The organism is Bifidobacterium pongonis (assembly GCF_019331805.1).
GTDB lineage: Bacteria > Actinomycetota > Actinomycetes > Actinomycetales > Bifidobacteriaceae > Bifidobacterium > Bifidobacterium pongonis.
The window spans coordinates 26,602-53,376 of sequence record NZ_JAHBBE010000017.1 but is presented as its reverse complement, the minus strand read 5'-3'; the positions used below and the strand labels follow the sequence as shown (position 1 = coordinate 53,376).

Annotated in this window: 19 protein-coding genes and 1 pseudogene; 17 read left to right on the top strand and 3 right to left on the bottom strand. The window is 61.8% G+C overall.

Going from position 1 to position 26,775, the window contains the following annotated elements; genetic code table 11:
* Positions 1-124: pseudogene (locus KIH75_RS10370) on the bottom strand (amino acid--tRNA ligase-related protein); the annotation flags it as partial.
* Positions 125-322: 198 nt separating this feature from the next.
* Between KIH75_RS10370 and hisS the strand changes: the two are divergent.
* From hisS to KIH75_RS05560, 11 genes are all read left to right on the top strand, one after another.
* Positions 323-1,702 (top strand): histidine--tRNA ligase, encoded by a 1,380-nt coding sequence (hisS, locus tag KIH75_RS05610; protein WP_219055797.1) that lies wholly within the window; start codon positions 323-325, stop codon positions 1,700-1,702.
* 29 nt (positions 1,703-1,731) lie between these two features.
* On the top strand, positions 1,732-3,531 hold the full coding sequence (aspS, locus tag KIH75_RS05605) for an aspartate--tRNA ligase (protein WP_219055790.1): 1,800 nt from the start codon (positions 1,732-1,734) through the stop codon (positions 3,529-3,531).
* Positions 3,532-3,961: 430 nt separating this feature from the next.
* Positions 3,962-4,759 carry an amino acid ABC transporter ATP-binding protein gene (locus KIH75_RS05600; RefSeq protein WP_338024298.1) on the top strand — a complete coding sequence of 266 codons (798 nt, stop codon included), beginning with the start codon at positions 3,962-3,964 and terminating at the stop codon, positions 4,757-4,759.
* 11 nt (positions 4,760-4,770) lie between these two features.
* Positions 4,771-5,598 (top strand): glutamate ABC transporter substrate-binding protein, encoded by an 828-nt coding sequence (locus KIH75_RS05595; RefSeq protein WP_219055789.1) that lies wholly within the window; start codon positions 4,771-4,773, stop codon positions 5,596-5,598.
* Positions 5,598-6,275 carry an amino acid ABC transporter permease gene (locus KIH75_RS05590; RefSeq protein WP_219055795.1) on the top strand — a complete coding sequence of 226 codons (678 nt, stop codon included), beginning with the start codon at positions 5,598-5,600 and terminating at the stop codon, positions 6,273-6,275. The genes KIH75_RS05595 and KIH75_RS05590 overlap by 1 nt, the downstream gene beginning before the upstream one ends.
* A gap of 6 nt (positions 6,276-6,281) precedes the next feature.
* Positions 6,282-7,397: an amino acid ABC transporter permease gene (locus KIH75_RS05585; RefSeq protein ID WP_219055788.1), complete on the top strand. Its 1,116-nt coding sequence runs from the start codon at positions 6,282-6,284 to the stop codon at positions 7,395-7,397.
* Between the two features lie 234 nt (positions 7,398-7,631).
* Positions 7,632-9,287, top strand: coding sequence for an ABC transporter substrate-binding protein (locus tag KIH75_RS05580; protein WP_219055787.1), 1,656 nt, complete (start codon positions 7,632-7,634; stop codon positions 9,285-9,287).
* A 562-nt stretch (positions 9,288-9,849) separates the two neighbouring features.
* Complete coding sequence (locus KIH75_RS05575) at positions 9,850-10,827, top strand: ABC transporter permease (protein WP_219055786.1); 978 nt, start codon at positions 9,850-9,852, stop codon at positions 10,825-10,827.
* Positions 10,827-11,684 (top strand): ABC transporter permease, encoded by an 858-nt coding sequence (locus KIH75_RS05570; protein ID WP_219055785.1) that lies wholly within the window; start codon positions 10,827-10,829, stop codon positions 11,682-11,684. Before KIH75_RS05575 ends, KIH75_RS05570 begins: the two co-directional genes overlap by 1 nt.
* Positions 11,681-12,535, top strand: coding sequence for an ABC transporter ATP-binding protein (locus KIH75_RS05565; RefSeq protein ID WP_219055784.1), 855 nt, complete (start codon positions 11,681-11,683; stop codon positions 12,533-12,535). Before KIH75_RS05570 ends, KIH75_RS05565 begins: the two co-directional genes overlap by 4 nt.
* The gene (locus tag KIH75_RS05560) at positions 12,528-13,304 is read left to right on the top strand and encodes an ABC transporter ATP-binding protein (RefSeq protein WP_219055794.1); all 777 of its coding nucleotides are present in this window, start codon (positions 12,528-12,530) and stop codon (positions 13,302-13,304) included. Before KIH75_RS05565 ends, KIH75_RS05560 begins: the two co-directional genes overlap by 8 nt.
* Before the next feature lie 60 nt (positions 13,305-13,364).
* On the opposite strand, the gene KIH75_RS05555 is transcribed toward KIH75_RS05560, so the two are convergent.
* Positions 13,365-14,948 (bottom strand): hypothetical protein, encoded by a 1,584-nt coding sequence (locus tag KIH75_RS05555; protein ID WP_236028070.1) that lies wholly within the window; start codon positions 14,946-14,948, stop codon positions 13,365-13,367.
* 575 nt (positions 14,949-15,523) lie between these two features.
* Between KIH75_RS05555 and KIH75_RS05550 the strand changes: the two genes are divergently transcribed.
* The 6 genes from KIH75_RS05550 (at position 15,524) to KIH75_RS05525 (ending at position 24,341) form a co-directional block, all read left to right on the top strand.
* Positions 15,524-16,534, top strand: a complete 1,011-nt coding sequence (locus KIH75_RS05550; RefSeq protein ID WP_219055783.1) for a pyridoxal-phosphate dependent enzyme — start codon at positions 15,524-15,526, stop codon at positions 16,532-16,534.
* Between the two features lie 140 nt (positions 16,535-16,674).
* Positions 16,675-17,856 (top strand): cystathionine gamma-synthase, encoded by a 1,182-nt coding sequence (locus KIH75_RS05545; protein WP_219055782.1) that lies wholly within the window; start codon positions 16,675-16,677, stop codon positions 17,854-17,856.
* Positions 17,857-18,147: 291 nt separating this feature from the next.
* Positions 18,148-20,991, top strand: a complete 2,844-nt coding sequence (locus KIH75_RS05540) for an ABC transporter ATP-binding protein/permease (protein WP_219055781.1) — start codon at positions 18,148-18,150, stop codon at positions 20,989-20,991.
* A 94-nt stretch (positions 20,992-21,085) separates the two neighbouring features.
* Positions 21,086-23,059: a DNA helicase RecQ gene (gene recQ / locus KIH75_RS05535; protein WP_219055780.1), complete on the top strand. Its 1,974-nt coding sequence runs from the start codon at positions 21,086-21,088 to the stop codon at positions 23,057-23,059.
* A gap of 147 nt (positions 23,060-23,206) precedes the next feature.
* Positions 23,207-23,692 carry an S-ribosylhomocysteine lyase gene (locus KIH75_RS05530; RefSeq protein WP_219055779.1) on the top strand — a complete coding sequence of 162 codons (486 nt, stop codon included), beginning with the start codon at positions 23,207-23,209 and terminating at the stop codon, positions 23,690-23,692.
* 163 nt (positions 23,693-23,855) lie between these two features.
* Positions 23,856-24,341, top strand: coding sequence for a GNAT family N-acetyltransferase (locus tag KIH75_RS05525; RefSeq protein ID WP_219055792.1), 486 nt, complete (start codon positions 23,856-23,858; stop codon positions 24,339-24,341).
* Between the two features lie 880 nt (positions 24,342-25,221).
* On the opposite strand, the gene KIH75_RS05520 is transcribed toward KIH75_RS05525, so the two are convergent.
* Positions 25,222-26,730 carry an amino acid permease gene (locus tag KIH75_RS05520; RefSeq protein ID WP_236028069.1) on the bottom strand — a complete coding sequence of 503 codons (1,509 nt, stop codon included), beginning with the start codon at positions 26,728-26,730 and terminating at the stop codon, positions 25,222-25,224.
* Positions 26,731-26,775: the final 45 nt, after the last annotated feature.

Below are 26,775 nucleotides of genomic sequence, written 5' to 3'. Positions count from 1 at the left end.
GCAGCGCGTACCAGGAGCCAGGCACCAGTCGGGCCGGGACGACGAAGTCGCGGGCGCCTTCCGGGGTGGACTTGATGAAGGTCGGGGTTTCGACTTCGGTGAAGTCGAGATCCTCAAGCGCGTGGGGCTTCGGGGCGGCGGGCTTCGGTGCCTTGGCTGCTCCCTGCGTTTCCTGTGCGGTGGTCTCGGTGGTGGTTTCGTTCTTGGTGACGTTCTCGTCGGCCATGGCCAGCTCCTTACAGCTTGGAAGTGTGTGCATCGCGCTTCACATCCTGACGGAACAGGGATGTTTGACGCAACCTTCACCTATTATATTGATTCCGTGGCTAAAGGCGCATCAATATCAGGATTTCCAGAGTGGCTCCCCTCTGAACGTGTTGTGGAGCAGCGTGTCATCGACACGCTCCGTGAAGTATTCGAGCTCAACGGCTTCCTAGGCATCGAGACGAGAGCCGTGGAAACCGGGGCTTCGTTGCTGAAGAAAGGCGAGACCAGCAAGGAGATCTACCTGCTGAGCCGCCTGCAGGACGTCGGCAACGAATCCGACACCCCGATCGAGGAAAGACTCGGCCTGCACTTCGACCTCACCGTGCCGCTGAGCCGATACGTGGTCGAACATTCAGGCGACCTCGCCTTCCCGTTCAAGCGTTGGCAGATCCAGAAGGTCTGGCGTGGCGAACGCCCGCAGGAAGGACGATTCCGCGAGTTCGTCCAGGCCGACATCGACGTGATCGGCAACGGCGACCTGCCGGACCACTACGAAGTGGAACTGCCGCTGGTCATGGTCTCCGCGCTGGAACGACTGCGCGAATTCGGCCTGCCCAAGGCGACCGTGCACGCGAACAACCGCAAGCTCTCCGAAGGCTTCTACCGTGGTCTCGGCCTCGACGACATCGAAGGCGTGCTGCGTGAGATCGACAAGCTCGACAAGATCGGCGCCGACGAAGTGGCCAAACTGCTGGTCGAAACCTGCGGCGCCACCGACGCGCAGGCCCGCGCCTGCCTCGAACTGGCCGAGCTCACCGCCGCCAACGGCACCGAACTCGCCGAAAAGTTCGACGCGCTCGCGGCCAAGCACGGCATCTCCCAGGAGTCCGAAGCCTACGCGCTCGCGCATGAAGGCCTGAGCACGCTGGGCATGATCGTCGACCAGGCGGCCGCGATCCGCCCCGGCTCCGTCATCGCCGACCTGAAGATCGCCCGCGGCTTGGACTACTACACCGGTTCCGTGTACGAGACCTTCCTTGACGGCGCGGCATCCCTCGGTTCCATCTGCTCCGGCGGCCGTTACGACAACCTCGCCTCGCAGGGCAACCGCAAGTACCCGGGCGTTGGCCTGTCCATCGGCCTGAGCCGACTCGTCAGCTACATGCTGCACACCGCAGGCGCACACGCCAACCGCGTGTCCCCGGCCAGCGTGCTCGTCGCCGTGTGGAACGAAAGCGAACGCGCCGAATCCAACGCGATCGCCAACGCGCTGCGCGCACGCGGCATCGCCGCCGACGTGGCACCGACCGCCGCCAAACTGGGCAAGCAGATCAAATACGCCGACAAGCTCGGTATCCCGTACGTGTGGTTCCCCGGTCAGGAAGGCGCGGGTGACGAGGTGAAGAACATCGTCTCCGGCGAGCAGAACCCGGCCGATCGCACGTCGTGGGAGCCGGATACTGTTAATGCCCGGCAAACCGTTGTTATTGATTGATTAATCGAATAATTGGGAGTATTCAAAGCATGAGCCAGACGGCATACAGAACACATCATGCCACTGAAGTCACCGAGGCTCTCGTCGGCCAGAAGGTCACCCTGTCCGGTTGGGTCGACCGCCGCCGCGACCATGGTGGAGTCGCCTTCATCGATCTGCGCGATTCCTCCGGCCTCGTGCAGGTCGTCATCTACGACGAGGAGCAGGCGCGTCCGCTGCGCTCCGAGTTCGTGATCCAGGTCACCGGTGAAGTGCGCCTGCGTCCGGAAGGCAACGAGAACGAACATCTCGCCACCGGCAAGATCGAAGTCGTGGCCGAAACCATCGAGGTGCTCGCCAAGTCCGACGCCCTGCCGTTCCAGGTGTCCACCGCGCTCGAAAACGAGTCCGAGAACAAGCTGCCCGGCGAGGAAGTGCGTCTCAAGTACCGCTACCTCGACCTGCGCCGCCCCGGCATGCAGCGCAACCTGAAGCTGCGCTCCGACATGGCCAAGGCCGCCCGTCACGCGCTTGAGGATCTCGACTTCACCGAAGTCGAAACCCCGACCTTCATCAAGTCCACCCCGGAAGGCGCCCGCGACTTCGTCGTCCCGGCCCGACTGGTGCCTGGCTCCTGGTACGCGCTGCCGCAGTCCCCGCAGCTGCTCAAGCAGCTGCTCATGGTCTCCGGCGTGGAACGCTACTACCAGTTCGCCCGCTGCTACCGTGACGAGGACTTCCGCGCCGACCGCCAGCCCGAGTTCACCCAGCTCGACATGGAAATGGCGTACGTGGACCAGGAAGACGTGATGGCCATGGCCGAAAAGGTCATCGCCGCCATCTGGAAGGCCGCCGGCTATGAGGTCCAGCTGCCGCTGCCGCGCATCACCTGGCAGGAAGCCATGGACAAGTACGGCTCCGACAAGCCCGATCTGCGTTTCGGCAACCCGATCATCGAGCTGACCGACTACTTCAAGAACACCCCGTTCCGCGTGTTCCAGGCCCCGTACGTGGGTGCCGTCCTCTTCAAGGGTGGCGCCTCCACGCCGCGTCGCCAGTTCGACGCATGGCAGGATTGGGCCAAGCAGCGCGGCGCCAAGGGTCTCGCCTACGTGCAGTTCACCGACGACGGCGAACTCAAGGGCCCCGTCGCCAAGAACCTCTCCGATGAGGAGCGCGCAGGCCTCAAGGAAGCCGTCGGTGCGGAGAACGGCGACGCCGTGTTCTTCGCCGCCGGTGCCCGCGAATCCTCCCAGCTGCTGCTGGGTGCCGCCCGTGTGGAGCTCGCCTCCCGCGCCGGTCTGCTCGACCCGAAGAAGTTCGCCTTCACTTGGGTTGTGGACTTCCCGCTGTTCAAGCCGACCGACGATCCGGACGACGATGATGTGGCTGTCGGCCACTCCAAGTGGACCTCCATGCACCACCCGTTCACCATGCCGTCCAAGGATTGGATCGACAAGTTCGATCAGGATCCGGAACACGCCATGTCCGACTCCTACGACATCGTCTGCAACGGTGAGGAGATGGGCGGCGGCTCCGTGCGTATCCACCGCGACGACATCCAGGACCGCGTGCTCAACGTGCTCGGCATCAGCAAGGAAGAAGCCGAAGACAAGTTCGGCTTCCTGCTGGAAGCCTTCAAGTACGGCGCACCGCCTCACGCGGGCATCGCACTCGGCTGGGACCGCACCGTGTCCATCCTCGCCGGCGCACCGTCCATCCGTGACGTCATCGCCTTCCCGAAGGCCGGCGGCGGCCGCGATCCGCTGACCGGCGCCCCGGCTCCGATCTCCGACGAGCAGCGCGCCGAAACCGGCGTCGACTACGATCCGGACGAGGACGAGGACTGATTCCCAGAGCCTGCAGGCCCGTATGAATCGATAAGAGCAACGCCAGACCGCACACCGCGGCCTGGCGTTGCCGTTTTTCCACCCCCGCACACCGTTGATATCAGGTGATATCAGGTATTTCCAAGGAATTCACCCGCCGTTTCCCCGCGTGCATACGTGGCAACATCTTGCACGCCTAGCGTGGGGCGCATGAGTGGTTACCTATGGAATCGCATACATGATTGGTTCGTCCGGAACGTGCCGGAACGAGTGTTCTTCATGGCAGTAGGGGCGGCGGTGCCCGTCACGGCCATCATCGTCGCGGTGCTGCGACTGCTGATGCTTGGCTGAAACCCCCGAAAAACCGCCGAAAGCCCCCGTTGCCCACGGAATATGTGCAACGGTGAGACAAATGCCGGGTGGAAACATACTTCGTTTATACTGTGCACTTATGTCAGATATGAATGAATTCAACATCAAGCGCCCGCTGGTGCCGGGCACTGAGGAAAGCGGTCAGCCGCTCGTGGAACTCACCCACGTGGAGAAGCATTTCGGCGACCTCCACGTTCTCAAAGACATCAACCTCACCGTCGACAAAGGCGAAGTGCTGGTCATCGTAGGACCGTCCGGATCGGGCAAATCCACCATGTGCCGCACCATCAACCGCCTCGAAACCATCGACTCCGGCGTCATCCGCATCGACGGACAGCCCCTCCCCGAAGAAGGCAAGGAACTCGCCAACCTTCGCGCCGAAGTGGGCATGGTATTCCAGTCCTTCAACCTGTTCGCCAACAAAACCATCCTCGACAACGTCACGCTCGCCCCGATCAAGGTCCGCCACATGGACAAGAAGGCGGCCGAAGACATGGCCATGGACCTGCTCGACCGCGTCGGCGTGGCCTCGCAGGCCTCCAAAATGCCGTCCCAGCTGTCCGGCGGCCAGCAGCAGCGCGTCGCCATCGCCCGCGCCCTCGCCATGAAGCCGAAAGTCATGCTGTTCGACGAGCCGACCTCCGCACTCGACCCGGAAATGGTCAACGAAGTGCTCGACGTCATGGTGCAGCTGGCCCGCGAAGGCATGACCATGCTGTGCGTCACCCATGAGATGGGCTTCGCCCGCAAGGTGGCCGACAAAGTCGTGTTCATGGCCGACGGGCAGATTCTGGAACAGGCTTCGCCCGACGAGTTCTTCGAACATCCGAAGACCGACAGGGCCAAGGACTTCCTGTCGAAGATCCTGACCCACTGACGGGAGAGAACATGAGGAAGACATGGTTCAAACGCGCGTTGGCGGCATTATGCACGCTGACCTGCGTGGTATCGATGGCGGGCTGCGGTTCCGCCGCCGAAGAGGGCAAGATTCGCGTCGGCATCAAATTCGACCAGCCTGGCCTGGGCTTCAAAAAGTCCGGCACCTACGTCGGCTTCGACGTCGACGTGGCCAAATACATCGCCAAGAAACTCGGCTACTCCGAAGACGAGATCGTCTGGAAGGAAGCGCCATCCAAGCAGCGTGAAGCCATGCTGCAGAACGGCGACGTCGACTACATCGTCGCATCCTATTCCATCACCGACGAACGCAAGAAAGTCGTCGACTTCGCCGGACCGTACTTCGTAGCCGGCCAAGACCTGCTGGTACGCAAGGACGAGAAGGACATCAAAGGCCCGCAGGACCTCAACGGCAAGCGTCTGTGCTCCATGACCGGCACCACATCCGCCGTGAACGTCAAGCAGAAATTCGCCAAGCAAACCCAGCTCATGGAACAGCCGGGCATGGCCGAATGCGCGACCGCGCTGCTCTCCGGCATCGTGGACGCCGCCACCACCGACGACATCATCCTCGCCGGTCTCGCCTCCGCATCCCGCGGACGCATCCGCGTGGTCGGCAACCCCTTCACCCAGGAGTATTACGGCGTGGGCGTCAAGAAAGGCAACACCGAACTGAAGAACAAGATCAACGCAGCCATCCGCGACATGGAAAAGGACGGCTCCTGGCAGCGCTTCGTGGACGACAACACCAAGGGCGTCGACTACACGCCGAACCCGAAGTACAATCCGCCGGTGCCGAACGGAAAGGGGAACAAGTGATGCAAGACCTCATGATGCTGTTCTCCGAATACAACATTCCGGGCGCCTTCCTGGTGAACATCGAACTGACCCTCTGGTCCGCCCTGTTCTCCATGATCCTCGGCGTGATCCTCGTCATGATGCGCATCTCGCCGATCGCCTCACTGCGCGGCGTGGCCAGCGCCTACGTCGAACTGTTCAAGAACCTGCCGCTCACCATCATCATGGTGTTCATGGTGCTCGGCGCCTACGCGCAGCTCAAAATCGGCTTCTCCGACATTTTTGCCACCAACTTCTTCTGGCTGGCGGTCACAGGTCTGAGCCTATACACCGCGGCCTTCGTCTGCGAATCGCTGCGCTCCGGCATCAACACCGTGCCGCTCGGCCAAGCCGAAGCCGCACGCGCGCTGGGCCTCAGCTTCACCCAGTCCGCCGTGCAGATCATCCTTCCGCAGGCATTCCGCGGATCTGTCGCCCCACTGGGCAACACCTTCATCGCATTGCTCAAGAACTCCACCGTCGCGGCGGCAGCCTCCGTGGCGACCGAAACCTCGACGATGATGAGCGAAATGATCGAATACCACGCCGACCTGATCGTGATGATCTTCCTCATCTTCGCATTCGGCTACGTGATCCTGATCATCCCGATCGGCATGCTCACAACCTACCTGTCCAACAAGCTCGCGGTGAGGAGGTGACACCTGATGGCAGCAAACAATGAAAGCGCCGTACTGTTCGACCAGCCCGGCCCTAAAGGACGCAAGATCATCAGCATCGTCAACTGGATCGCAGGCATCATCTTCGCCATCGTAGTGGTGCTGATCCTGATGCGACTGCACAATCCGCCGGACGGTGAAAACCAGCTGAGCTGGGAACTGTGGAAGCCCGCACTCGACGCCGAAGCATGGACCGACTTCTACCTGCCGGGCCTGTGGGCCACCGTACGCGCGACCGTGCTCGCCGTAATCGGAGCCGTACTGTTCGGCCTCATCTTCGGCATCGGACGACTCATCCCGAACGCCCCGATCCGCATCATCTCCGGTGCGATCGTGGAATTCGCCAGGGCCGTGCCCGTGCTGCTGCTCATGATCTTCTTCTGGCGCTGGTTCGCCTTCGTCGGCGTGCCCAGCCCCGCCTACTGGTCCGTCGTGCTCGCACTCGTGATCTACAACGGTTCCGTCGTGGCGGAACTCGTCCGATCCGGCGTAGGCAATCTGCCGAACGGCCAGCGTGAAGCATCGCTCGCACTCGGCCTGACCCGAACCCAGTCCCTCATGCAAGTCGAAGTGCCGCAGGCCATCGTCGCCATGCTGCCCGCCGCAGTCACCCAGCTGGTCGTGGTGCTGAAGGATACCGCCCTCGGCTCCATCATCATGTACACCGACCTGCTGCAGCAGTCCCGCCGTCTCGGCTCCATGTACTTCAACATCCTGCAGACGCTCGTCGTGGCCGGCGTGATCTACTTCTTCGCCTGCTGGCTGCTGTCCCGACTGGCCGAATGGCTGCCGTCCAGGCTCCAACAGCACACCGCCGCACCCACCGAACCCGAACCGGTGGCACCCATCGCGGCCGGCGATCCCTCCAACGTGAACCAGATCGCCGTGGCCAAGGAAGTCGAAGAACTGCCGCTCGGCGGCACCGACCGCCAATACCACGTGCATCACCGCGGCACCAACGCCTCCATCCACCAGTGGAGGAAAACCAAGTACGTGCAAGGGTACGACGTGGTGCATCCCGAACCGCAGGAAGACAGCGAGAAAGGAAAGCACACCAAGCGCTCCCACAACAAGGAGAGCGATAAGGAGAACGGCGAGCAATAAGCCCGCCAGCCCCTCAGCCAACCGGCAGTGAGCCGGAATCACGCCGAACCCGGCGAATCGCACAACAAGGCCGCCCGATCGAAGCACACCGCTTCGGCCGGGCGGCCTCGGCATTCACACGCGTATACTGAAAGGCGGCGATCGACCCCCAGCGGGCGGTCAGCCAAACCAACAAACACGGGAAACGGGCCATATGGCAACGTCCAATCCCGGATAATCACATAAAGGAACACCATGTCAACACCCACAGGTGCGTACGGAGAACCCGACGCAACCACAACAGCGGAACCGACGAAACCAGCGAAACAAGACGCGAACGGCACGGCAAGCACGGACGCAAGCCTCAACGCCCGCGTCAGAACCCCGCACAGCGGCAAACCGAACAAACGAATCACCATCATCATCGCCATCGTGGCCGTCATCGCCATCGTCATCGGCGTGATCGCAGTCATCAACAACCGGAAAACAAACGAAACGGCAGCCTCCAACGACACCGTGACCATCGGCTTGAAACTCGCGCCCGTCAGCCTTGACATCCGCCACCAATCCGGATCGGCCATCGAACAAGTACTCATCGGCAACGTGTACGAAGGCCTCGTCAGCCGCGACTCCGACAACAAAGTGCAGCCGGGACTTGCCTCCAGCTGGGAAATCTCCGACGACGGCACAACCTACACCTTCCACCTCAACAAAAACATGCGATTCTCCAACGGCGACAAGCTCGACGCCGAAGACGCGGCATGGTCCATCAACCAGCTCAAAGAAAAGCAGTACTACAACGCCAACCAGGTAGCCAGCCTCGAACACGCCGAAGCCGTCGACGCGAACACCCTCAAACTCACGCTCAGCACCCCCGACTCCAACCTGCTGTGGTACCTGAGCGGACGCCCCGGACTCGTATTCGACCGCAACGCCACCTACGACGCCAAAACCGAAGCCGTAGGCTCCGGCCCCTACACGGTGACCTCCTTCGACTCCGGCAGCAAAATGGTGCTCGAAGCCAACCCGAACTATTGGGGCAGCGAACACCAAGCCAAAACCAAGCATGTGGTGCTGCGATTCATCACCGACGACAACGCCGCCATCAACGCGCTCAAAAGCGGTGACGTGCAAGTACTGTCGCCCGTCGACGCCACCCTCGCCAAATCGCTCGACACCGACAAATACCAGGTGTCCGTGGCGGACGGCAGCGACAAATTCGTACTCGCCTTCAACTGCACCAACAGCAAGCTCTCCGACAAGCGCGTACGCCAAGCCATACGATACGGCATCAACCATAAGGAGATCATCGCCTCGCGCGGCAACGTCGACTCCACACTCGGCGGACCCATCCCATCCGTCGACCCCGGATACGAAGACCTGACCGACCTGTACCCATACGACGTGTCCAAAGCCAAAAACCTCATGGCCCAAGCCGGATACTCCACCAGTCATCCGCTCGAACTCACCCTGACCTACGCCAACACCTACGGCACCGAACTTGGCGACCAGCTGCGCAGCCAACTCGCCAAAATCGGCATCACCCTGAACATCAACTACGTGGAATTCTCCACCTGGCTGCAAGACGTGCACGCCAACGGCGACTACGAGCTCTCCCTCGTGGACCACGCCGAAAGCCACGACTTCTACAAGTGGACCACACCCGACTACTACTACCATTACGACAGCAAGACCGTGCAGTCGCTGTACGCCAAAGCGCTCGCCTCCACCGACAGCAAGGAAAGCGAACGCTACCTCAAGCAGGCGGCAAAGCAGGTCAGCGAAGACGCCCCCGCGGATTGGCTGTTCGGCTACCGCGTCACCGTGGCGCGCAGCAAAACCGTGCAAGGCTTCCCCGACAAGCTGAGCCAGACCGTGCTGCCCCTGTGGCGGATTTCCCTCGCCCAGTGACCCACGCCCACGCTCCCCGCTCCACGCTCTCCCACGTCGCACAGAAGCCTCCCCGAGCGCACAAGCGCAAGATAGCCGCGCTTAAGGCGATGGTTGTCTGCGAGATGATGGACGAGCGCAAGATGCTGCCGAGCATAAGACGGATGACCGCGGGAGGCCCGCAGGCCCCTGTGTCCGACACGCTCCGGGCCGCTCAGGCCAAGTCTTTACGGTCGGCCACAGGGGCCTGCGAACCTCCCGCTCCCAGCTCTTGGCAGGTTCCGTATGAGGCTCTTCACTGGAAGTCTGCCAATACCTTGGGATTTGGGTCGCGGGGCTCGATGGCCGACCGTAGGCTTGGCCGAACGGCCTTGAGTGTGTCGGACGTCGAGTCCCGCGACCCACCCCTAGAGCGCCAGAGAGTACTGGGCATGAGAATAGGGTTGCGGGCCTCCCGCGGTCATCGTCGTCATTTGGCGTTCTTCCGGCATCGTCGTGATGCGGCTCTGATTGTGGTGGCGGGGTAACGGGAGGGAACGGGTGAGCGAGCCGAAAGGGGGAGGGATGAAAGGATGATGGACGTATGAGATTCGTGATACGACGGCTGGGATTGTTCGCTGCGGCACTGATCGGCATTTCGATTGTGGTGTTCGTGGCGTTGCGCATACTGCCCGGCGACGTGGCGACCGTAATGGCCGGCACCAACGCCACCTCCGAACGCATCGCCGCATTGCGCACCGAAATGGGGCTTGATCGCCCGCTTGTCGCACAGTATTTCGATTGGCTTGCCGGCCTGTTGCACGGCGATTTGGGCGCGTCGGTCATCAGCGGCAAGTCGGTCGCCTCCCAGGTGGGTTCGCGTGCCATGGTCACCATGCCGCTTATCGTCTGTGGTCTTATCATCGCCCTGCTTATCGGGCTGCCGCTTGGCTGTGCGGCGGTGATCACCCGTAATGAGCGGCTGCGTGGCGTGTTCCATGCGATTGCCATTGTGGGCGGCGCCGTTCCCGCGTTGTGGAGCGGTTTGCTGCTTATTCTGCTGTTTTCGCGCGGTTCCGGGCTGCTTGGATTGTTCCCCTCCCAGGGGTTTCCGGCCGGCGGATGGTCGAATCCCGGTCAGGCGTTGGCGTCGTTGACGTTGCCTGCGTTGGCGACGGGTATTACCGCGGGTGCGGGGATCATGCGCTATACGCGTGCCGCGTTGGGGGATGCGGCGCAATCGCAGGCTGTGGCCATGGCGATGGCGTGTGGCATGACGCGCAAGCAGGCGCTGCTTAAAGTGGGGTTGCGTTTGTCGATGCCGCAGCTGGTGTCGGTGGTCGGGTTGACGTTCGCGCAGATGGTGACCGGCGTGATGGTGGTTGAGAACCTGTTCGCTTTGCCGGGGTTGGGTGCGATGCTCGTCACCGATGTGGGCAATCGTGATCTGATTGCGGTGCAAAGCGAACTGTTTCTGCTGGCCGCGTTCTTCCTGCTGTTGGGGTTGCTGGTCGATATGGCGCATCGTGCGCTCGACCCGAGGTTGAAGAGCGCGTCCGTCGGCTCGGGGGAGGTGTTGTGATGCGTACCATGCGTATCGTTATGCGTTCGATGTGGCGTAAGGCCGCGGGAAAATACGCGCTGATCGTGCTCGGCTTGTGGGTGTTGGTGTCGTTGGTGTCGTTGGTTTGGACGCCTCACGGCTTGTTGGAGACCGACGGTTTCCACGTGTGGGCCACTCCGACCGCCGCGCATCCGTTGGGTACGGATGGTGTTGGCGCCGACGTGTTGAGCTGGCTGATGGCGGGGTCGCGCACGAATCTGCTGATCGCGTTGCTCACCGTGATCGTGGCCGCGGCGTTCGGCCTGCTGCTGGTTGCGGCCATGACGTCGCGTGTTTCCGCGTTCGCTTCCACGTCGGTGGTTGTGGTCGACGCGTTGATTTCCATTCCGACCGTGCTGGTCGCGTTGATGCTCGCCGTACCGTTCGGCGCATCGGCGGCCGTGATTGTGGCCGCTTGCGGGTTTGCGTACGGGTTGAATTTGGCTCGTGTGCTCAGGCCGGCGGCCATGCTTGCCGCGCGTTCGCCTTATGTTGAATCGGCGTTGTGGTCGGGCGCGTCCGGCGTGCGCGTGTTCCTCACGCATATCGTGCCGAATACGCTGCCGGTGCTGGTGGTGCAGTTGTCGATGAGCGCCGGCACGTCGGTGTTGGCGGAAGCCGGGTTGACGTATTTGGGTGTGGGCGTGGGCGCCGGCGCGCCGAGTTGGGGGCATTCCCTGGCCACGTCGGTGAAGTTCATCAGCATTTATCCGATGACCGTGGTGTGGCCCGGCTTGATCGTGACGTTGGCGGTGATCGCGTTGAACCTGTTCGGCGACGTGCTGCGTGACGCGGTCGATCCGCTGGCCAATGCGGAATTGAGGGAGACGGCATGAGCGTTGAGATCCGTGATTTGAATATTGCGATCGGCGGTAAGAGCATTGTGCGCGACGTATCCATGGATATCGCGGACGGGGAGCGGGTCGGTCTGATCGGGTCGTCCGGTTCGGGCAAATCCATGATCGCGAAGGCCATTATGGGTTTGCTGCCGGGCAATGCTCGTGTGAGCGGTTCGATCGTCGCGGGCGGCGTGCAGCTGGTCGGCGCCGACGATGCGACCATGGCCGATTTGCGTGGACGGTATATGGGCATGGTGTTCCAGAATCCGACCGCAGCGTTGAATCCCGTGTTGACGGTCGCCCGCCAGATCGCTTTGCCGTTGCGCTTGCACTATGACCTGTCCGATAAGGAACGGTTGGAACGTGTCGGGATGATGCTCGACAAGGTGGGGTTGCCGCGTGACGTGATGGGTAAGTATCCGCATGAGCTGTCTGGCGGGCAGCGTCAGCGTGTCGGCATTGCCGCGGCGCTGATCGGTTCGCCGCGGTTCATCATCGCCGACGAGCCGACCACCGCTTTGGATTCGATTACGCAACGGCAGATCGTCGACCTGCTGACGTCGCTGGTCGACGGTTCCGGCGCGTCGATGATGTTCATCACCCATGATTTCGCGGTGCTTGCACGCGCTACCACGCGGTGCTACGTGTTGGACGGTGGCGCGATCGTTGAATCCGGGGCGACGGATGCGTTGCTGCATGGGCCGGAAAGTGAGGTTGCGCGGCGTTTGGTCGGCGCGGCCAAGCGGCTCACGCTTGCGGCCGATGGGACTTCGGCCGATCGGGTTTCGGCTGGCGAACCTGCGGATTCGGCGGTTTCGCCTGCCATGAATGGAGACGATGATGAGTGATGTTCTGCTGCGAGGGCGCGGTATTGATAAATGGTTCGGTTCCGGGCGCGATCGCCGGCAGGTGCTGTTCGGCGTGGATGTGGATGTGCGCGAGGGGGAGTGTCTGGCGATCATCGGCGCGTCCGGTTCGGGCAAGTCGACGCTGACGCGCGTGCTGTTCGGGTTGGAACAGGCGGATGCCGGTGTGATTGAATACCGGGGGAGTGCGCTCGCCCATGCGCGTGCATCGCAGGTTTCCCGCACGCTGCGCGGCGAAACGGGACTGGTGTTTCAGGACCCGTCCGGTTCGCTCGACCCGCGTTGGCGTGTGGCGCGTTCCGTGGCCGAACCGTTGCGGCTGCGCCATAAGGGTATGCCGGAGGGGGAGATCGCGGCCAAGGTCAATCGGGCGTTGCGCATGGTCGGTCTTGAACCGGACGTGTTCGCCTCGCGCTACCCGGCCGACCTGTCCGGCGGTCAGACGCAACGTGTGGCCATCGCCCGCGCCATCGTGGACGATCCGCGTCTGATCCTCGCCGACGAGCCGATGAGCGCCATCGATGTCGCCGCACGCGTGCTGATCCTCGACGCGTTCGCCGCCATCCGCGAGGCGAATCCGAGCATGTCGCTCGTCATGGTTTCGCATGATCTCGGCGTGGTACGGCATATCGCCGACCGGATCGTCGTCCTGCATGAGGGGCGTGTGGAGGAAAGCGGCACGACCGCGGACATACTGGAACACCCTCGTTCCGCGTACACGCGCTCGCTTATTGAAGCCGCCTCCCTGTGAGTCGGGTCGGGCGGGAAGGTGACCTGCTGAAACAAGGCAGGATGGAACGGTTGGGCGCGTCTAGAGCGTGAAGGTGAACAGTCTGCGCAGCCAGTCGTACAGAGCCGGGTTTGAAACATTCCAGCTTTCGCTTCGACCCGGAGTCATCAGCCAGAGCAGTTGCAGGACGATGCCGATGATCAGCAGAACCGTGATCGTGATGGTCAGCCAACGGCGCCCGCTTTCACGGGCGGCGGCGTTCCATGTGAACAGCAGGCACATGGTGCCGATGAGTGCCAGCCAGGTCAGATCGCACAGGTAACGCGCGTTCACGCCGAATGGTCCGTCGATGCAGGCGATGATGACGGCGAGGATGAGGAACGCGAGCCCTATCGCGCCGCACTGGGTCGCTTGGGAGCTTCTGTTGCGCCGCAGCCGGATGACATACCGGATGGCTGCGGGCAGGGCGAGTAGGCAGATCGGCGAAAGCGCGACGAGTCCGCCGGCGAACTGTTCCGGAATGATGTTGCGGTTGCGGAACAGGAAACCCCATGGGTTCGAGTCATCCAACGAGAATACGTCCATGGTGAACGGGAATTCCTTCGTGAACCCGATCGGGGTGAGGAACAGCAGCAGTACGGAATACAGGCGTGCTTTCAGGCTGACGTGACGTTGCGTCAGATCGCATCCGGTGAGATTGTAGTGCGCTCCGAAGTTGAACGGATTGTCGAAACGGGCCATGTTGTATGCCATCATCGCGCAGCCGATGATCAGAAACGGCAAGATCGCCGCAATGGTGGCGAGTAGGGCCTGTCTGGAACGGATGGACAAGATTTCCCGGGCTTGGATCTGCTTCCACAGGAGTATGATGCCGAACACCGCGGTGAAGACGAACGTTGGTCTGCATGCGATGGTGAGGGCGACAAGCGTCGAGCCGCCGGCGATGAACGAAACGCGTGGGGCGTGATGGCTGTCGCCGGAGGAGCGTGCCCATAATGCGATGCCCGCAGGCGCGAGCGCGAGCGACGCGAGGATGGGTATCGAATAGAACCAGGGGACGAGCACCAGATACGTCAATCCGGATGCCGCTACGATTGCGGTGCAGGCGAGCAGCGCGAGCCATCTGGGGGTGCCGCGCCAGTAGCGTTTCCACAGTGTTTCGATGAGGAATATGAGTGAGGCGCATGCCAGTATCGCGAGGAACGCGCATGCCGTGGCGGTCGGCAGGTCGGTTCCGGTCAACGCTTTGAATGGTGCGAAGAGCAGGAGCGCCGGTAGTGGGCCGAAATAGCAGTAGTAGCGCCCATGGTAGAAGGCCCAATCCCAGCGTGACGGGTCGCCGCTTTGTGCGCCAAGGGTTCCTCTGGCTTGGGAATCGTACGGGTTGCTCATGGCCGCGAGCCAGTCGGGAACGTGAGCGTCGATCCAGGTTCTGCCATGCAGGAACGCGTCGGCGAGCTGCTGGTATTGTGCTCGGTCCACCAGGAAGGTGCCGCCTTGGTATTGCAGGGTGTAGACGCTGTCGGAAGGATGCGTGGATATGGTCAGCAGTATGAGGATTGCCGACATCACCGCCCAGAGTGTGACGAAGGGAGCCCATGTGTGACGGCGCTCACGGCCGGTGCGATCGGATTTCGATGTGAGCGGGGAACGATTGCCGTCCATGCTGACAGCCGTGCGCGCTGTACGGGTGGTGTGAAGGGGGTTCCCGGTGTGATCGGGGGTTGTGTGCATGATTCACTGTATATCACGCGGACGCGATGATATCCGTCAGGTTCGGGATACTGCTAAAGCTTGGTATGTCGCGGTTTTTGAAGGATGCTGACGAGCCTGTTCCGGGGGATATGGGCGAGGGGTGCGTCCACATGATGAACGCCGACGACATGCCGATGTCTAGGGGAGTGGTATTGTAAGCCACATGTTCAATCGCTCTTGTTGTTGCTGTCGCTAACCAACCGCCCGAGGGGGCGCGTGGTTCATCGACGCACAACTTGAGATAGGACATTCCAGAACGCACGGCGTGGTCGCCGGCGTATCGATTCTTCGGATTTTCCATGGCATGTATCGGCGTAAGCGCCCGGCTTTCGGCATACGGCGAACCATAACCGCATACATCGCATTCCGCGCAAACGCGGGAATCCCAGCAGGTCCTGTTTCAACCGCTGCACATGACGACGCGGCTTCCCGGGAACGCACCCCGACCCGAACCCACGAAACCGCAAAACCCCAAAGGAAACGTCATGACCATCTACAACAGCACCTCGGAACTCATCGGCAACACCCCGCTCATCAAGCTCAACCATGTGACGGACGGCATCGAAGCCACCATCGCCGTCAAGGTCGAATACTTCAACCCCGGCGGCTCCGCCAAGGATCGCATCGCCGAACGCATCATCGACGCGGCGGAACGCAGCGGCGAACTCAAGCCCGGCGGCGTGATCGTCGAACCGACTTCCGGCAATACCGGCGTCGGCCTGGCCATGGTCGCCCAGCAGCGCGGATACCGTGCGATCTTCGTCGTGCAGGACAAGGTTTCCGAATCCAAGCGTGCGGTGCTGCGTGCCTACGGCGCCGAAGTCGTGGTCGCGCCGACCAATGTGGAGCCGGACGATCCGCGCTCCTACTACCGCGTGTCCGACCGTCTCGCCTCCACCATTCCCGGCGCGTTCAAGCCGAACCAGTATGACAATCCGAACGGCCCGCTGAGCCACTACCACACCACCGGTCCGGAAATCTGGGAGGCCACCGACCATAAGGTCACGCATTTCGTGGCGGGCATCGGCACAGGCGGCACCATTTCCGGCACCGGCCGTTACCTCAAGGAGGTTTCCGACGGCAAGGTGCAGGTGATCGGCGCCGATCCGGAAGGTTCCATCTACTCCAATCCCGACGACGTGCACCAGTACAAGATCGAAGGCGTGGGCGAGGACTTCTACCCGAAGGCCTTCGACCGCGATCTGCCGGATGAGATCGTGCAGGTCACCGACGCCGAAGCCTTCGAAATGACCCGTCGCCTCGCCGCCGAGGAAGGGTTGCTGGTCGGCGGATCGGCTGGTATGGCCGTCGTATCCGCCCTGAAGTATGCGCGCGAACACGAGCTCGGCGCCGATCAGACGGTCGTCGTGCTGCTTCCCGACTCCGGGCGCAGCTACCTGGAGAAGATCTTCAACGATGATTGGATGCGTGACAACGGGTTCGGCGACGTGGTGGAACGCACCACCAAGCCGAGCCTGGCCGAACAGTACCTGTGACGGCGGAACGCGCGGCCTGAACACGGCCCCGACCCGAACCCCGACAATCCCAATACCTGCAACTCCCACCTAACAATCCCAATAGTCCCAACAATCTCAACCAACACCCGCAGAACACGACCAAGCAAAGGACACCGATCATGACCATCTCCACCAACACCGAAGCGCTGAACGCCTCCGCACTCGCCACCCGCGCCATCCACGCCGGTCAGGAACCCGATCCGACCACCGGCGCCGTGGTCACGCCGATCTACATGACCTCCACCTTCAAACAGGACGGCGTCGGCGGCCTGAGAAACGGCTACGATTACAGCCGTTCCATCAACCCGACCCGCAACAGCTTCGACGAACAGCTCGCCAGCGTCGAAGGCGCGAAATACGCGCTGAGCTTCTCCTCCGGACTCGCGGCCATCGACGTGCTGCTGCGCTCCACGCTCAAGCCCGGCGACAACATCCTGCTCGGCAACGACGTGTACGGCGGCACCTACCGTCTGCTGTCCAAGGTGTTCGTGCCGTGGGGCATCGGCCTCGACGTGGTCGACATCACCGACACCGCAGCCGTATCCGCGGCGCTCGCGGGCAAGCAGTACAAGTACATCTGGGTCGAAACCCCGTCCAACCCGCTGCTCAACATCACCGACATCGCCGCCACCTCCGCCGTGGCCCACGCGCACGGCACCAAGGTCGTGGTGGACAACACCTTCGCCTCGCCGGTGCTCCAGCACCCGCTGGACGACGGCGCGGACGTGGTCGTCTACTCCACCACCAAGTACATCGGCGGGCATTCCGACGTGGTTGGCGGCGCGGTGGTGCTCAACGACGAGGAGACGCGCGACGCGGTCGCCTTCCTGCAGAACGCCGCGGGAGCCGTGCCCTCCCCGTTCGATTCGTGGCTGGACATCCGCGGCCTCAAAACCCTTGACCTGCGCGTCAGGCAGCACAGCCGCAACGCGATGAAGGTGGCGCAGTGGCTCGAAACCAGGCCGGAAGTGGAACGCGTGTGGTACCCGGGCCTCGAATCGCATCCGGGCCATGAGATCGCCGCACGTCAGATGCACGGCGGGTTCGGCGGCATGATCTCCGTGCAGATCGCCGCCGGGTTCGAAGCGGCCAAGACCTTCGCCGGAGCCACGCAGGTGTTCACCCTGGCCGAATCGCTGGGCGGCGTGGAGTCGCTGATCGAGCATCCGGGCGCCATGACCCACGCCTCCGTGGCCGGCACCACGCTCGAAGTGCCCGCCAACCTGATCCGCCTGTCCGTCGGCCTTGAGGATGCCGACGATCTCATCGCCGATCTCGAGCAGGCGTTCCAGCGCATCTGACGGAACGTGGAAGGCGCGGCAACTCGCGGTAACGGGGGAGCCGAGGGAGCCGCGGGACCACCGAAAGCTAGGGGGTAATCAGGGGAACGTGAGGGGTCGTACGAGCCGGATCGCAGGTCCGGTTCGCACGGCCCCTCTCGTATGCGATGCGCTTAGGGAAACATATTGCATTGCTTTCCCGACCATTGTTATGACGGGGGTGCCGCCCTATAATGCTTTCGACAACGTCCGCGCTCGCCAAGGGCGCACCCCGCACCGGGGAGGGGACGACGATTAGCGAGACGAGGCGGCATGCTGCAGATCCAAGGCATCTCCAAACAATACAAAACCGGCGATTTCGTGCAACAGGCGTTGGACGATGTCAGTCTGAACCTGCGTGACAGCGAGTTCGTGGCCATCCTCGGACCTTCGGGATCGGGCAAAACCACGCTGCTCAACATCATCGGCGGACTCGACCATTACGATTCCGGCGATCTGGTGATCAACGGCATCTCCACCAAGCAGTACAAGAGCCGCGACTGGGACTCCTACCGCAATCACACCATCGGTTTCGTGTTCCAAAGCTACAATCTCATCCCGCACCAGACGATCCTGTCCAATGTGGAACTCGCCCTGACCATTTCCGGCGTTCCGCGTTCGGAACGACGCCAGCGTGCACGCAAGGCGCTCGAACAGGTGGGATTGGGTGATCATATCGACAAGAAGCCGAACCAGCTCTCCGGCGGCCAGATGCAGCGCGTGGCCATCGCCCGCGCATTGGTCAACGATCCGGACATCGTGCTGGCCGACGAGCCGACCGGCGCACTCGACTCCGAAACCTCCGTGCAGATCATGGAACTGCTCAAGGACGTGGCCAAGGACCGTCTCGTCGTCATGGTGACGCACAACCCCGAACTGGCCTACCAGTATGCCACGCGCATCGTGGAACTCAAGGACGGCGTGATCCGTTCGGATTCCGATCCGTTCGAACCGGTCGCCGACGAATCGGCCGAAGCCCCGGTGCATAGGACGATGGGCCGCGCCTCCATGTCGTTCCTCACCTCCATCGCGTTGAGCTTCAACAACCTGCGCACCAAGAAGGGGCGCACGTTCCTCACCTCGTTCGCCGGATCCATCGGCATCATCGGCATCGCGCTCATCATGTCCGTTTCGGCCGGCGTGAACACATACATCGCCAACATCCAGCGCGAAACGATGACCGCCTACCCGATCACCATCGACGAACAGACCTTCGATCTGACCAGCATGATGAACTCCGGCAAGCAAAGCGCGGAAAACCAGGGCAAGAAGCATGGCAGCGACGCGATCTACCCGGATGATACGGCCATCAAGGGCACCGCTTCGATGACCAGCAGCATCACCGAGAACAATCTGAGCGCGTTCAAGAAATACTTGGACAACAAGGACAGCGAGATCAACAAGTATGTCGGCGCCGCGGGAATCCAGTACTCCTACGACACGAAGTTCTCCGTGTATTCGCATGACGCGGATGGCACGCTGGTCGACGCGGACGGTGTGACCGTGGGCGGCAGCGGTTCCAAGTCGATGGCCGATCAGATGGCCAATGGTTCGCTCATGTCCGCCGACTCCACCACCTTCACCTCCACGCGTGTGAGCATGCTCACCGGCAAAACCGATCAGAACGCCGCGCCGAGCTCGTTCCACGAGATCATGCCGAGCGCCGACGGCAAGCAGAACGTCGGCAAGGTCGTTTCCGACAACTACACGGTGGTCAAGGGATCCTGGCCGAAGAACAAGAACGAAGTCGTGGTCGTACTCGACGAGAACAATGCGCTGTCGCTGACCACCGTGTACGAGCTGGGCCTGAAATCCGCCGACGAATACCACGACATGATGAACCAGCTCAACTCCGGCGACAAGGTGAAAACCGACACCAAGAAGATCAACTACACCGACGTCATCGGACGCACGCTCAAACTGCTGCCCGCCTGCGACCAGTACGTCAAGGGCGATGACGGCCATTGGAACTACGTGGGCGACGACGCCGACCGGATCGATTCGTTGATCGACACGGATAAGGCCATCGATCTGAAGATCGTGGGCGTGGTCAAGCCGATCAAGGACGCCGACGCGACACCGCTGGCCTCCGGCGTGGGCTATACGCGCGCATTGACCGATGCCCTCATCGACCGCGCCGAATCCAGCGAAATCGTCGCCGAACAGAAGGCCGACAAGACGCACAACGTGCTCAACGGCATGACGTTCTCGCCGTCCGACGACGCCACCAAGGCGCAGGATGCGCGCGACTATATCGCGTCCCTCGGCGTGAGCAAGAAGGCGCAGATGGCGCAGAACCTCATGGCGTCCGCACAAGGCGCGGCCGGCCAGAACGGTGCGGCGGGGCAGACCGGTTCCGCCGATCAGCAGGCCGCCGCAGGCCAGCAGGGCGCAAGCCTCGCGCAGATGAGCGAACAGCAGCTCGCCGAACGCTTCGACGCGTACATCGCCACAGCCGATCAGACGACGCTCGTCGCCATCTACAACCAGTACGTGTCCACCGGCTCCTACAACGACAATCTCACCGATTTCGGCGTGGTCAGCCGCAGCGCGCCCAGCTCCATCAACATCTACGTCGACAGTTTCGAAGACAAGAACTCCATCAACGACGCCATCGACGACTACAACAAGACCGCCAAGGAGAAGGACAAGATCACCTACACCGATTACGTGGGTCTGATGATGAACTCGGTGACCACCATCATCAACGTCATCACCTACGTGCTCATCGCGTTCGTGGCCGTGTCGCTGGTGGTGTCGTCGATCATGATCGGCATCATCACCTACATTTCCGTGCTCGAACGCACCAAGGAGATCGGCATTCTGCGCGCCATGGGCGCCTCCAAGCGCAACGTGTCGAACGTGTTCAACGCGGAAACCGGCATCATCGGCCTGCTGGCAGGTCTGATCGGCGTGGGCGTGACCGTGCTGCTCAACATTCCGATCAACAGTGTGCTGCACTACTTCATGGGTACCACGGAGGTCAGCGCCGTGCTGCCGGTCGGTAACGCCATCGCGCTGGTGATCCTCAGCGTCGTGCTCACGCTGATCGGCGGGCTTATCCCGTCGCGTGGCGCGGCCAAGCGCGATCCCGCCACCGCGCTGCGCACCGAGTGAGTGCGTGACGGTTGCACCGCGTGAGTGTGCGATGGTTGCGTACCGCGTGAGTGCGTGATATGTGCACCGCGCGTCGCCGACTAGACTGTCGCGTATGGCAGATACTACGGCGGCGCGCGGCGCACTACGCACATTCTTCGGCTACGATGCCTTCCGACCGGGGCAGGAAGGCATCGTCAACGCGATTCTCGACGGGCGGGATGTGCTCGGAGTCATGCCTACGGGCGCAGGCAAATCGGTCTGCTACCAGATTCCCGCCACGCTGCTGCCGGGCGTGACCATCGTCGTCTCGCCGCTCATCTCCCTCATGCAGGATCAGGTGGACGCGCTCAACGACACGGGCATCCCCGCCCTGTTCGTCAACGGCATGCAGACGCCCGACCAGCAGGATCTCGCCCTGTCCATGGCCGCGAACGGTCAGGCCAAACTGCTGTATGTCGCCCCGGAACGCTTGGAAACGCAACGTTTCCGGAACTTCGCCAGCCGAACGCCCATCTCCATGGTCGCCGTGGACGAGGCGCACTGCGTCTCCCAATGGGGCCAGGACTTCCGTTCCTCGTACTTGGGCATCGGCGAATTCATCGCCGGGCTTCCCACTCGCCCCATCGTGGCAGCGTTCACCGCGACCGCCACCGAACGCGTCCGCCGCGACATCATCGGCATCCTGGGCCTTACAAACCCGCAGGTCACGGTCACCGGATTCGACCGGCCGAACCTCTACTTCGACATCCTCAAACTCGACACCAAGAACAAGGCTGCCTGGATCGCACGATACGTGGCGGACCATGCGTCCGAATCGGGCATCGTGTATTGCGCCACGCGCAAGGAAACCGAAAGCCTCGCCGCATCGCTGAACCACACCGTGCCCATACTGCTCGGCACATCCGCTCAGGAAGGGCGCGTCGCCGTCGCCTACCATGGTGGCATGTCGCCGGACGTGAGGGAGCAGGCGCAACGCGACTTCGTCAACGACCGCGTGCCGGTGGTAGTCGCGACGAACGCCTTCGGCATGGGCATCGACAAGTCGAACGTGCGGTACGTGATCCACCACAACATGCCCGAAAGCATCGAAGCCTACTATCAGGAGGCCGGGCGTGCCGGGCGTGACGGCGAACCGAGCCGATGCACGCTGCTGTGGAACGAATCCGATATCGTCACGCGGCGGCGTCTCATGGATTCGGATTATGAAAACGAACGTCTCACGCCGGAGGAGCAGGAGATCGTACGCCAGTCGAAGCGTCGGCTGCTCGACGGCATGGTCGGCTACTGCCGCACCACCGAATGCCTGCATGGCTATATGACGCGGTATTTCGGGGAGCAGGCGGATGCGCACGGCGGCATGTGCGAAGGTGGATGCGCGAACTGCGGGCAGACTTTCGAAACCGTGGACGCGACCGACGTGGCGCGTGCCATCAGCATGTGCGTGCATGATGTGAACCAGAAAGTAGGCATGGGCAAGATCGTGAAGATCCTACGCGGTTCGAAATCGCAGGATCTCGCGGTATGGCACCCGGAAACCATGGCCACGTACGGCAAACTCAAGGACGTTCCCGAAGCGCGCGTGCGCGACGTGCTCAACCAGATGGTGGCCGACGGGTTCCTGCGCATCTCCGAAGGACGCATGCCGATCGTCATGTTCGGTGCGCGTGCCGCGGAAACCGTGCAACCGGATTTCCATTATGAGATGAAACGCATCGCCCGCAGTTCGGCGGGGCAGGGCGGAAGCGCCCGCACGCAATCGCAGGTGCGCCCGCTGTCGCAGTCGCAGGGCGGCGATTGGGGTGCAAGCCCGGCCGAGGAAGAACTGTTCGGCAAACTGCGCGAACTGCGTCTCGCCATCGCCCGCGAAATCGGCAAACCGCCGTACATCGTGTTCAGCGACAAGACGTTGCGTGACATGGCGCGCGTACGGCCGACCACCAATGCGCGGATGCTGGAGATCAGCGGTGTAGGCGAAGTCAAGATGCGCAGGTATGGCGAGCGCTTCCTGGAGGCGATTCGTGCGGTGGAGGAGCCGCCTGCGGCGGGCGGTTCGGAAACGCGGGATGCGGACGAGGGCAACCGGTGATGGGCTTTGATAACCGGTGATCGGGGAAACGCATAACGAACGGATTGACTTGGCCGCGCGAAACGGCCACAGTGGTAGAAATGCCATCGTAGTGGCGCCTCGCCGTGGCACTGGCCGTGGCAGCGGCGAATATGAGAAAGGACAATCATGACGGATAACAAGCCGGTAGTCGAAAGCTTCCAGCTCGACCACACCAAGGTGAAGGCGCCCTACGTGCGCTACATCGACACCGAAACCGGTCCCAACGGCGACGTGATCTCCAATTACGATCTGCGCCTGGTGCAGCCGAACGAGAACGCCATCCCCACCGGTGGCCTGCACACCATCGAACACACCATCGCCGTGCTGCTGCGCGAACGCATCCCCGGCTACATCGACTGCTCGCCGTTCGGCTGCCGTACCGGCTTCCATCTGCTGACCTGGGGCACGCATCCCACCGAGGAAGTGGCGCGTGCGCTCAAGGAAGCGCTCGAATTCATCGCCTATGAGGCGACGTGGGACGACGTTCCCGCCACGACCGTCGAAAGCTGCGGCAACTACCGTGACCACAGCCTGTTCACGGCGAAGGAATGGTGCAAGGACATTCTCGCCAAGGGCATCAGCTCGGATCCGTTCGAACGCAAGGTGGTCTGATTTCCGACATTCGGCGCGTCGACTCGATGGGCGGACGGGGGCATGACGGTGATACTTGGTGATGTGCACCGAACGTGCTAGCTTTATCGCTCGGTAATACATGATGCGAGCGAGGTGAGCTGTGAACGACGATACCGTTACGAGACGTTTCCGCCATGCCACGATGGATGATTTGCCGACAATACACGCGATCTATCAGCGTGCCCGCGAACTGATGGCGGCCAGTGGGAATCCCACGCAGTGGGGGGACAAGTTCCCGCGCGAGGAAGTGATCCGTGACGATATCGAATCGCAGCGCACCATGCTGCTCGTCGACACGGTTGACGGCAAGGAACGCGTGCTCGCCCAATTCGCATTGTGCACGGGCATCGATCCGACGTACGTGCATATCGATGGCGCCTGGCTGGATGACGACCCGTATGTGACGATCCATCGCGTCGCCTCCTCCGGGCTTGTTCGTGGAGCGGCCAAGGAGTGCATCAACTGGTGCATCGAGCATTACGGCAATGTGCGCGCCGACACGCATCCGAACAACAAGGCCATGCAGCATGTGCTCGAATCGAACGGTTTCGCCCGCTGCGGCCTGATTCAGCTGCTCGACCGCCCCATCGACACCACGCGCATCGCCTATCAGCGCCACGAGTGGTGATTTCGGTTCGCTGGTTTTCTTTTTTGACGCCCTCGGCGTAGCCATACGGCAACGCCGAGGGCGTTCGTTTATACGCTGTTGACTTTCCGACGTGGGCATCCGGTGATGCCTTCGCTGTTCGTCTACGCTGGCGGCTTCTCAGCGTAGCTATATGGAGACTCTTTCTCTGACCGTCTACGCTAAGCAGGGGCCGAGAGGGCAGCGTGGAGCGTGTGAGACTGTAAGCTTGGCCAAACGGCCTTGAGTGTGTCGAACACGTTCCACGCTGCCCGGCCATTACTAGGAATTCGGGACCCTTCTCCGAAATCAGACAAAATTGCCCCGTTTCTGTCTGATTTTGGTAATGGGGGACTTGGCTTTGTCCCTACCGTTTTCGGACAAATTTGGGCTGTTTTTGTCTGATTTCGGTAATGAGGGGGCGTGGGTTCGGGAATCCCTTCTCCGAAATCGGACAAAATTGGGCTGTTTTTGTCTGATTTCGGTAATGAGGGGGCGTGGGTTTGGGAATCCCTTCTCCGAAATCGGACAAATTTGGGCTGTTTTTGTCTGATTTTGGTAATGGGGGGCGGAGGTTTGTGAGTCCCTTCTCCGAAATCAGACAAATTTGGGCTGTTTCTGTCCGATTCCGGTAATGGGGGACTTGGGGTTGCTTCTACCGTTTTCAGACAAATTTGGGCGGTTTTTGTCTGATTTTGGTAATGAGGGGGGGGTGGGGTTTCTTCTCCGGAATCAGACAAATTTGCCCTGTTTTTGTCTGATTTCGGTAATGGAGTATGGGGTTGAGAGGGGGCATCTGCCTGTGATGAGCCGTAGATATGAGAACGGCCCGTGCCGGATGAATCTCGGGACGGGCCGTTGATGTGCGTTGATCAGGATTCGCCTAGGCTTCGGCGGTTGCTGCCGAAGCGGTTGCGGTTGCGGTTGCAGCTGCAGCGTCAGCCTTGGCAGCGGTTGCGGTAGCGCCGTCACCCGTGGAACCGTTGAGCTTGGAACGCTTGCGGCTGTACGTGAAGTACACCACGAGGCCGAGCGCGAACCAGATGGCGAAACGCAGCCAGGTCTCCCAGTTGAGTCCGCCGATCAGAATCAGACAGAACACGATCGAGCAGATCGGCGTGAACGGTACGCCCGGGGCGCGGAAGCCGCGATGCGCGTCCGGCTGGGTCTTACGCATCCACAGAATGCCCGCGGACACGATGATGAACGCGGACAGGGTGCCGATGTTCACCAGCTCGAACAGCACGTTGATGTTGATGAAGCCGCCGGCGATGGCGGTGAGGATGCCGAAGAACCAAGTGCCCTTGAACGGGGTGTGGTACTTCGGATGCACTTCGCCGAAGAACTTCGGGAACAGGCCGTCACGGCTCATGGCGTAGCAGATGCGGGACTGGCCGTACAGCTGCACGAGCATGACGGTGGTCATGCCGATGAGCGCACCGAGGTTCACGATCACGGCGAGCCAGTTCAGGCCGGTGGCGAGGATCACACCGGCGACCGGGGCGTCCACGAACTTGGCGAACTCCTTGTAGGGCACGACGCCGGTCATGATGAAGGTCATGGCGATGTACAGCACGGTGGAGATGACCAGCGACAGCAGGATGCCGCGCGGCAGCGTCTTGTTCGGGTTGATGGTTTCCTCGGCGGAGGAGGAGACGGCGTCGAATCCGATGAAGCTGAAGAACACGATCGAGGCTGCGGGCACGATGCCGTAGGGCTGCGTGGATCCGGGCTGGAAGGTGTAGATGCCGTACGGGGAGAACGGCTTCCAGTTGGCGGGGTTCACGTACCAGACGGTGCAGATGATGAACAGGACGATGATGACGAGTTTGATCATCACCATGATGTCGTTGGTTTTCTTGGTCTGGTTGATGCCGATGGACAGCAGCCAGGTGATGAGCAGCACGATGATGAAGCCGGGCAGGTTGAAGTAGGTGGTGACGCCGGGCGTGGTGCCGTAGGCTGCGGTGAGTTCGACGGGCAGGTGCAGGCCGAATCCTTCAAGCAGTTTGTTGAAATACCCGGACCAGCCGGCCGAAACGGTGGCGGCTTGCAGCGCGTATTCCAGGATGAGGTCCCAGCCGATCACGAAGGCGACGAGTTCACCGAACGCCAGGTAGGCGTAGGAGTAGGCGGATCCGGATACGGGCGCCATGGAGGCGAATTCGGCGTAGCACAGTCCGGCGAAGCCGCAGCAGACGGCGGCGAGCAGGAAGGATACGGAGAGTGCCGGTCCTGCGGTGAGTGCGCCCTTGCCGGTGAGGACGAAGATGCCGGTGCCGATGATCGCGCCGATGCCGAGCATGGTCAGATCGAAGGTTCGTAGGGTTCTTTTCAGCGGCGTCGCTTCGGAAACAAGCTGGTCCACCGATTTTTTGCGGAATAAATCCATTGGTTTCTCTCTCGAAAACAAGCGGAATTTGGGCAGGAACCGGAC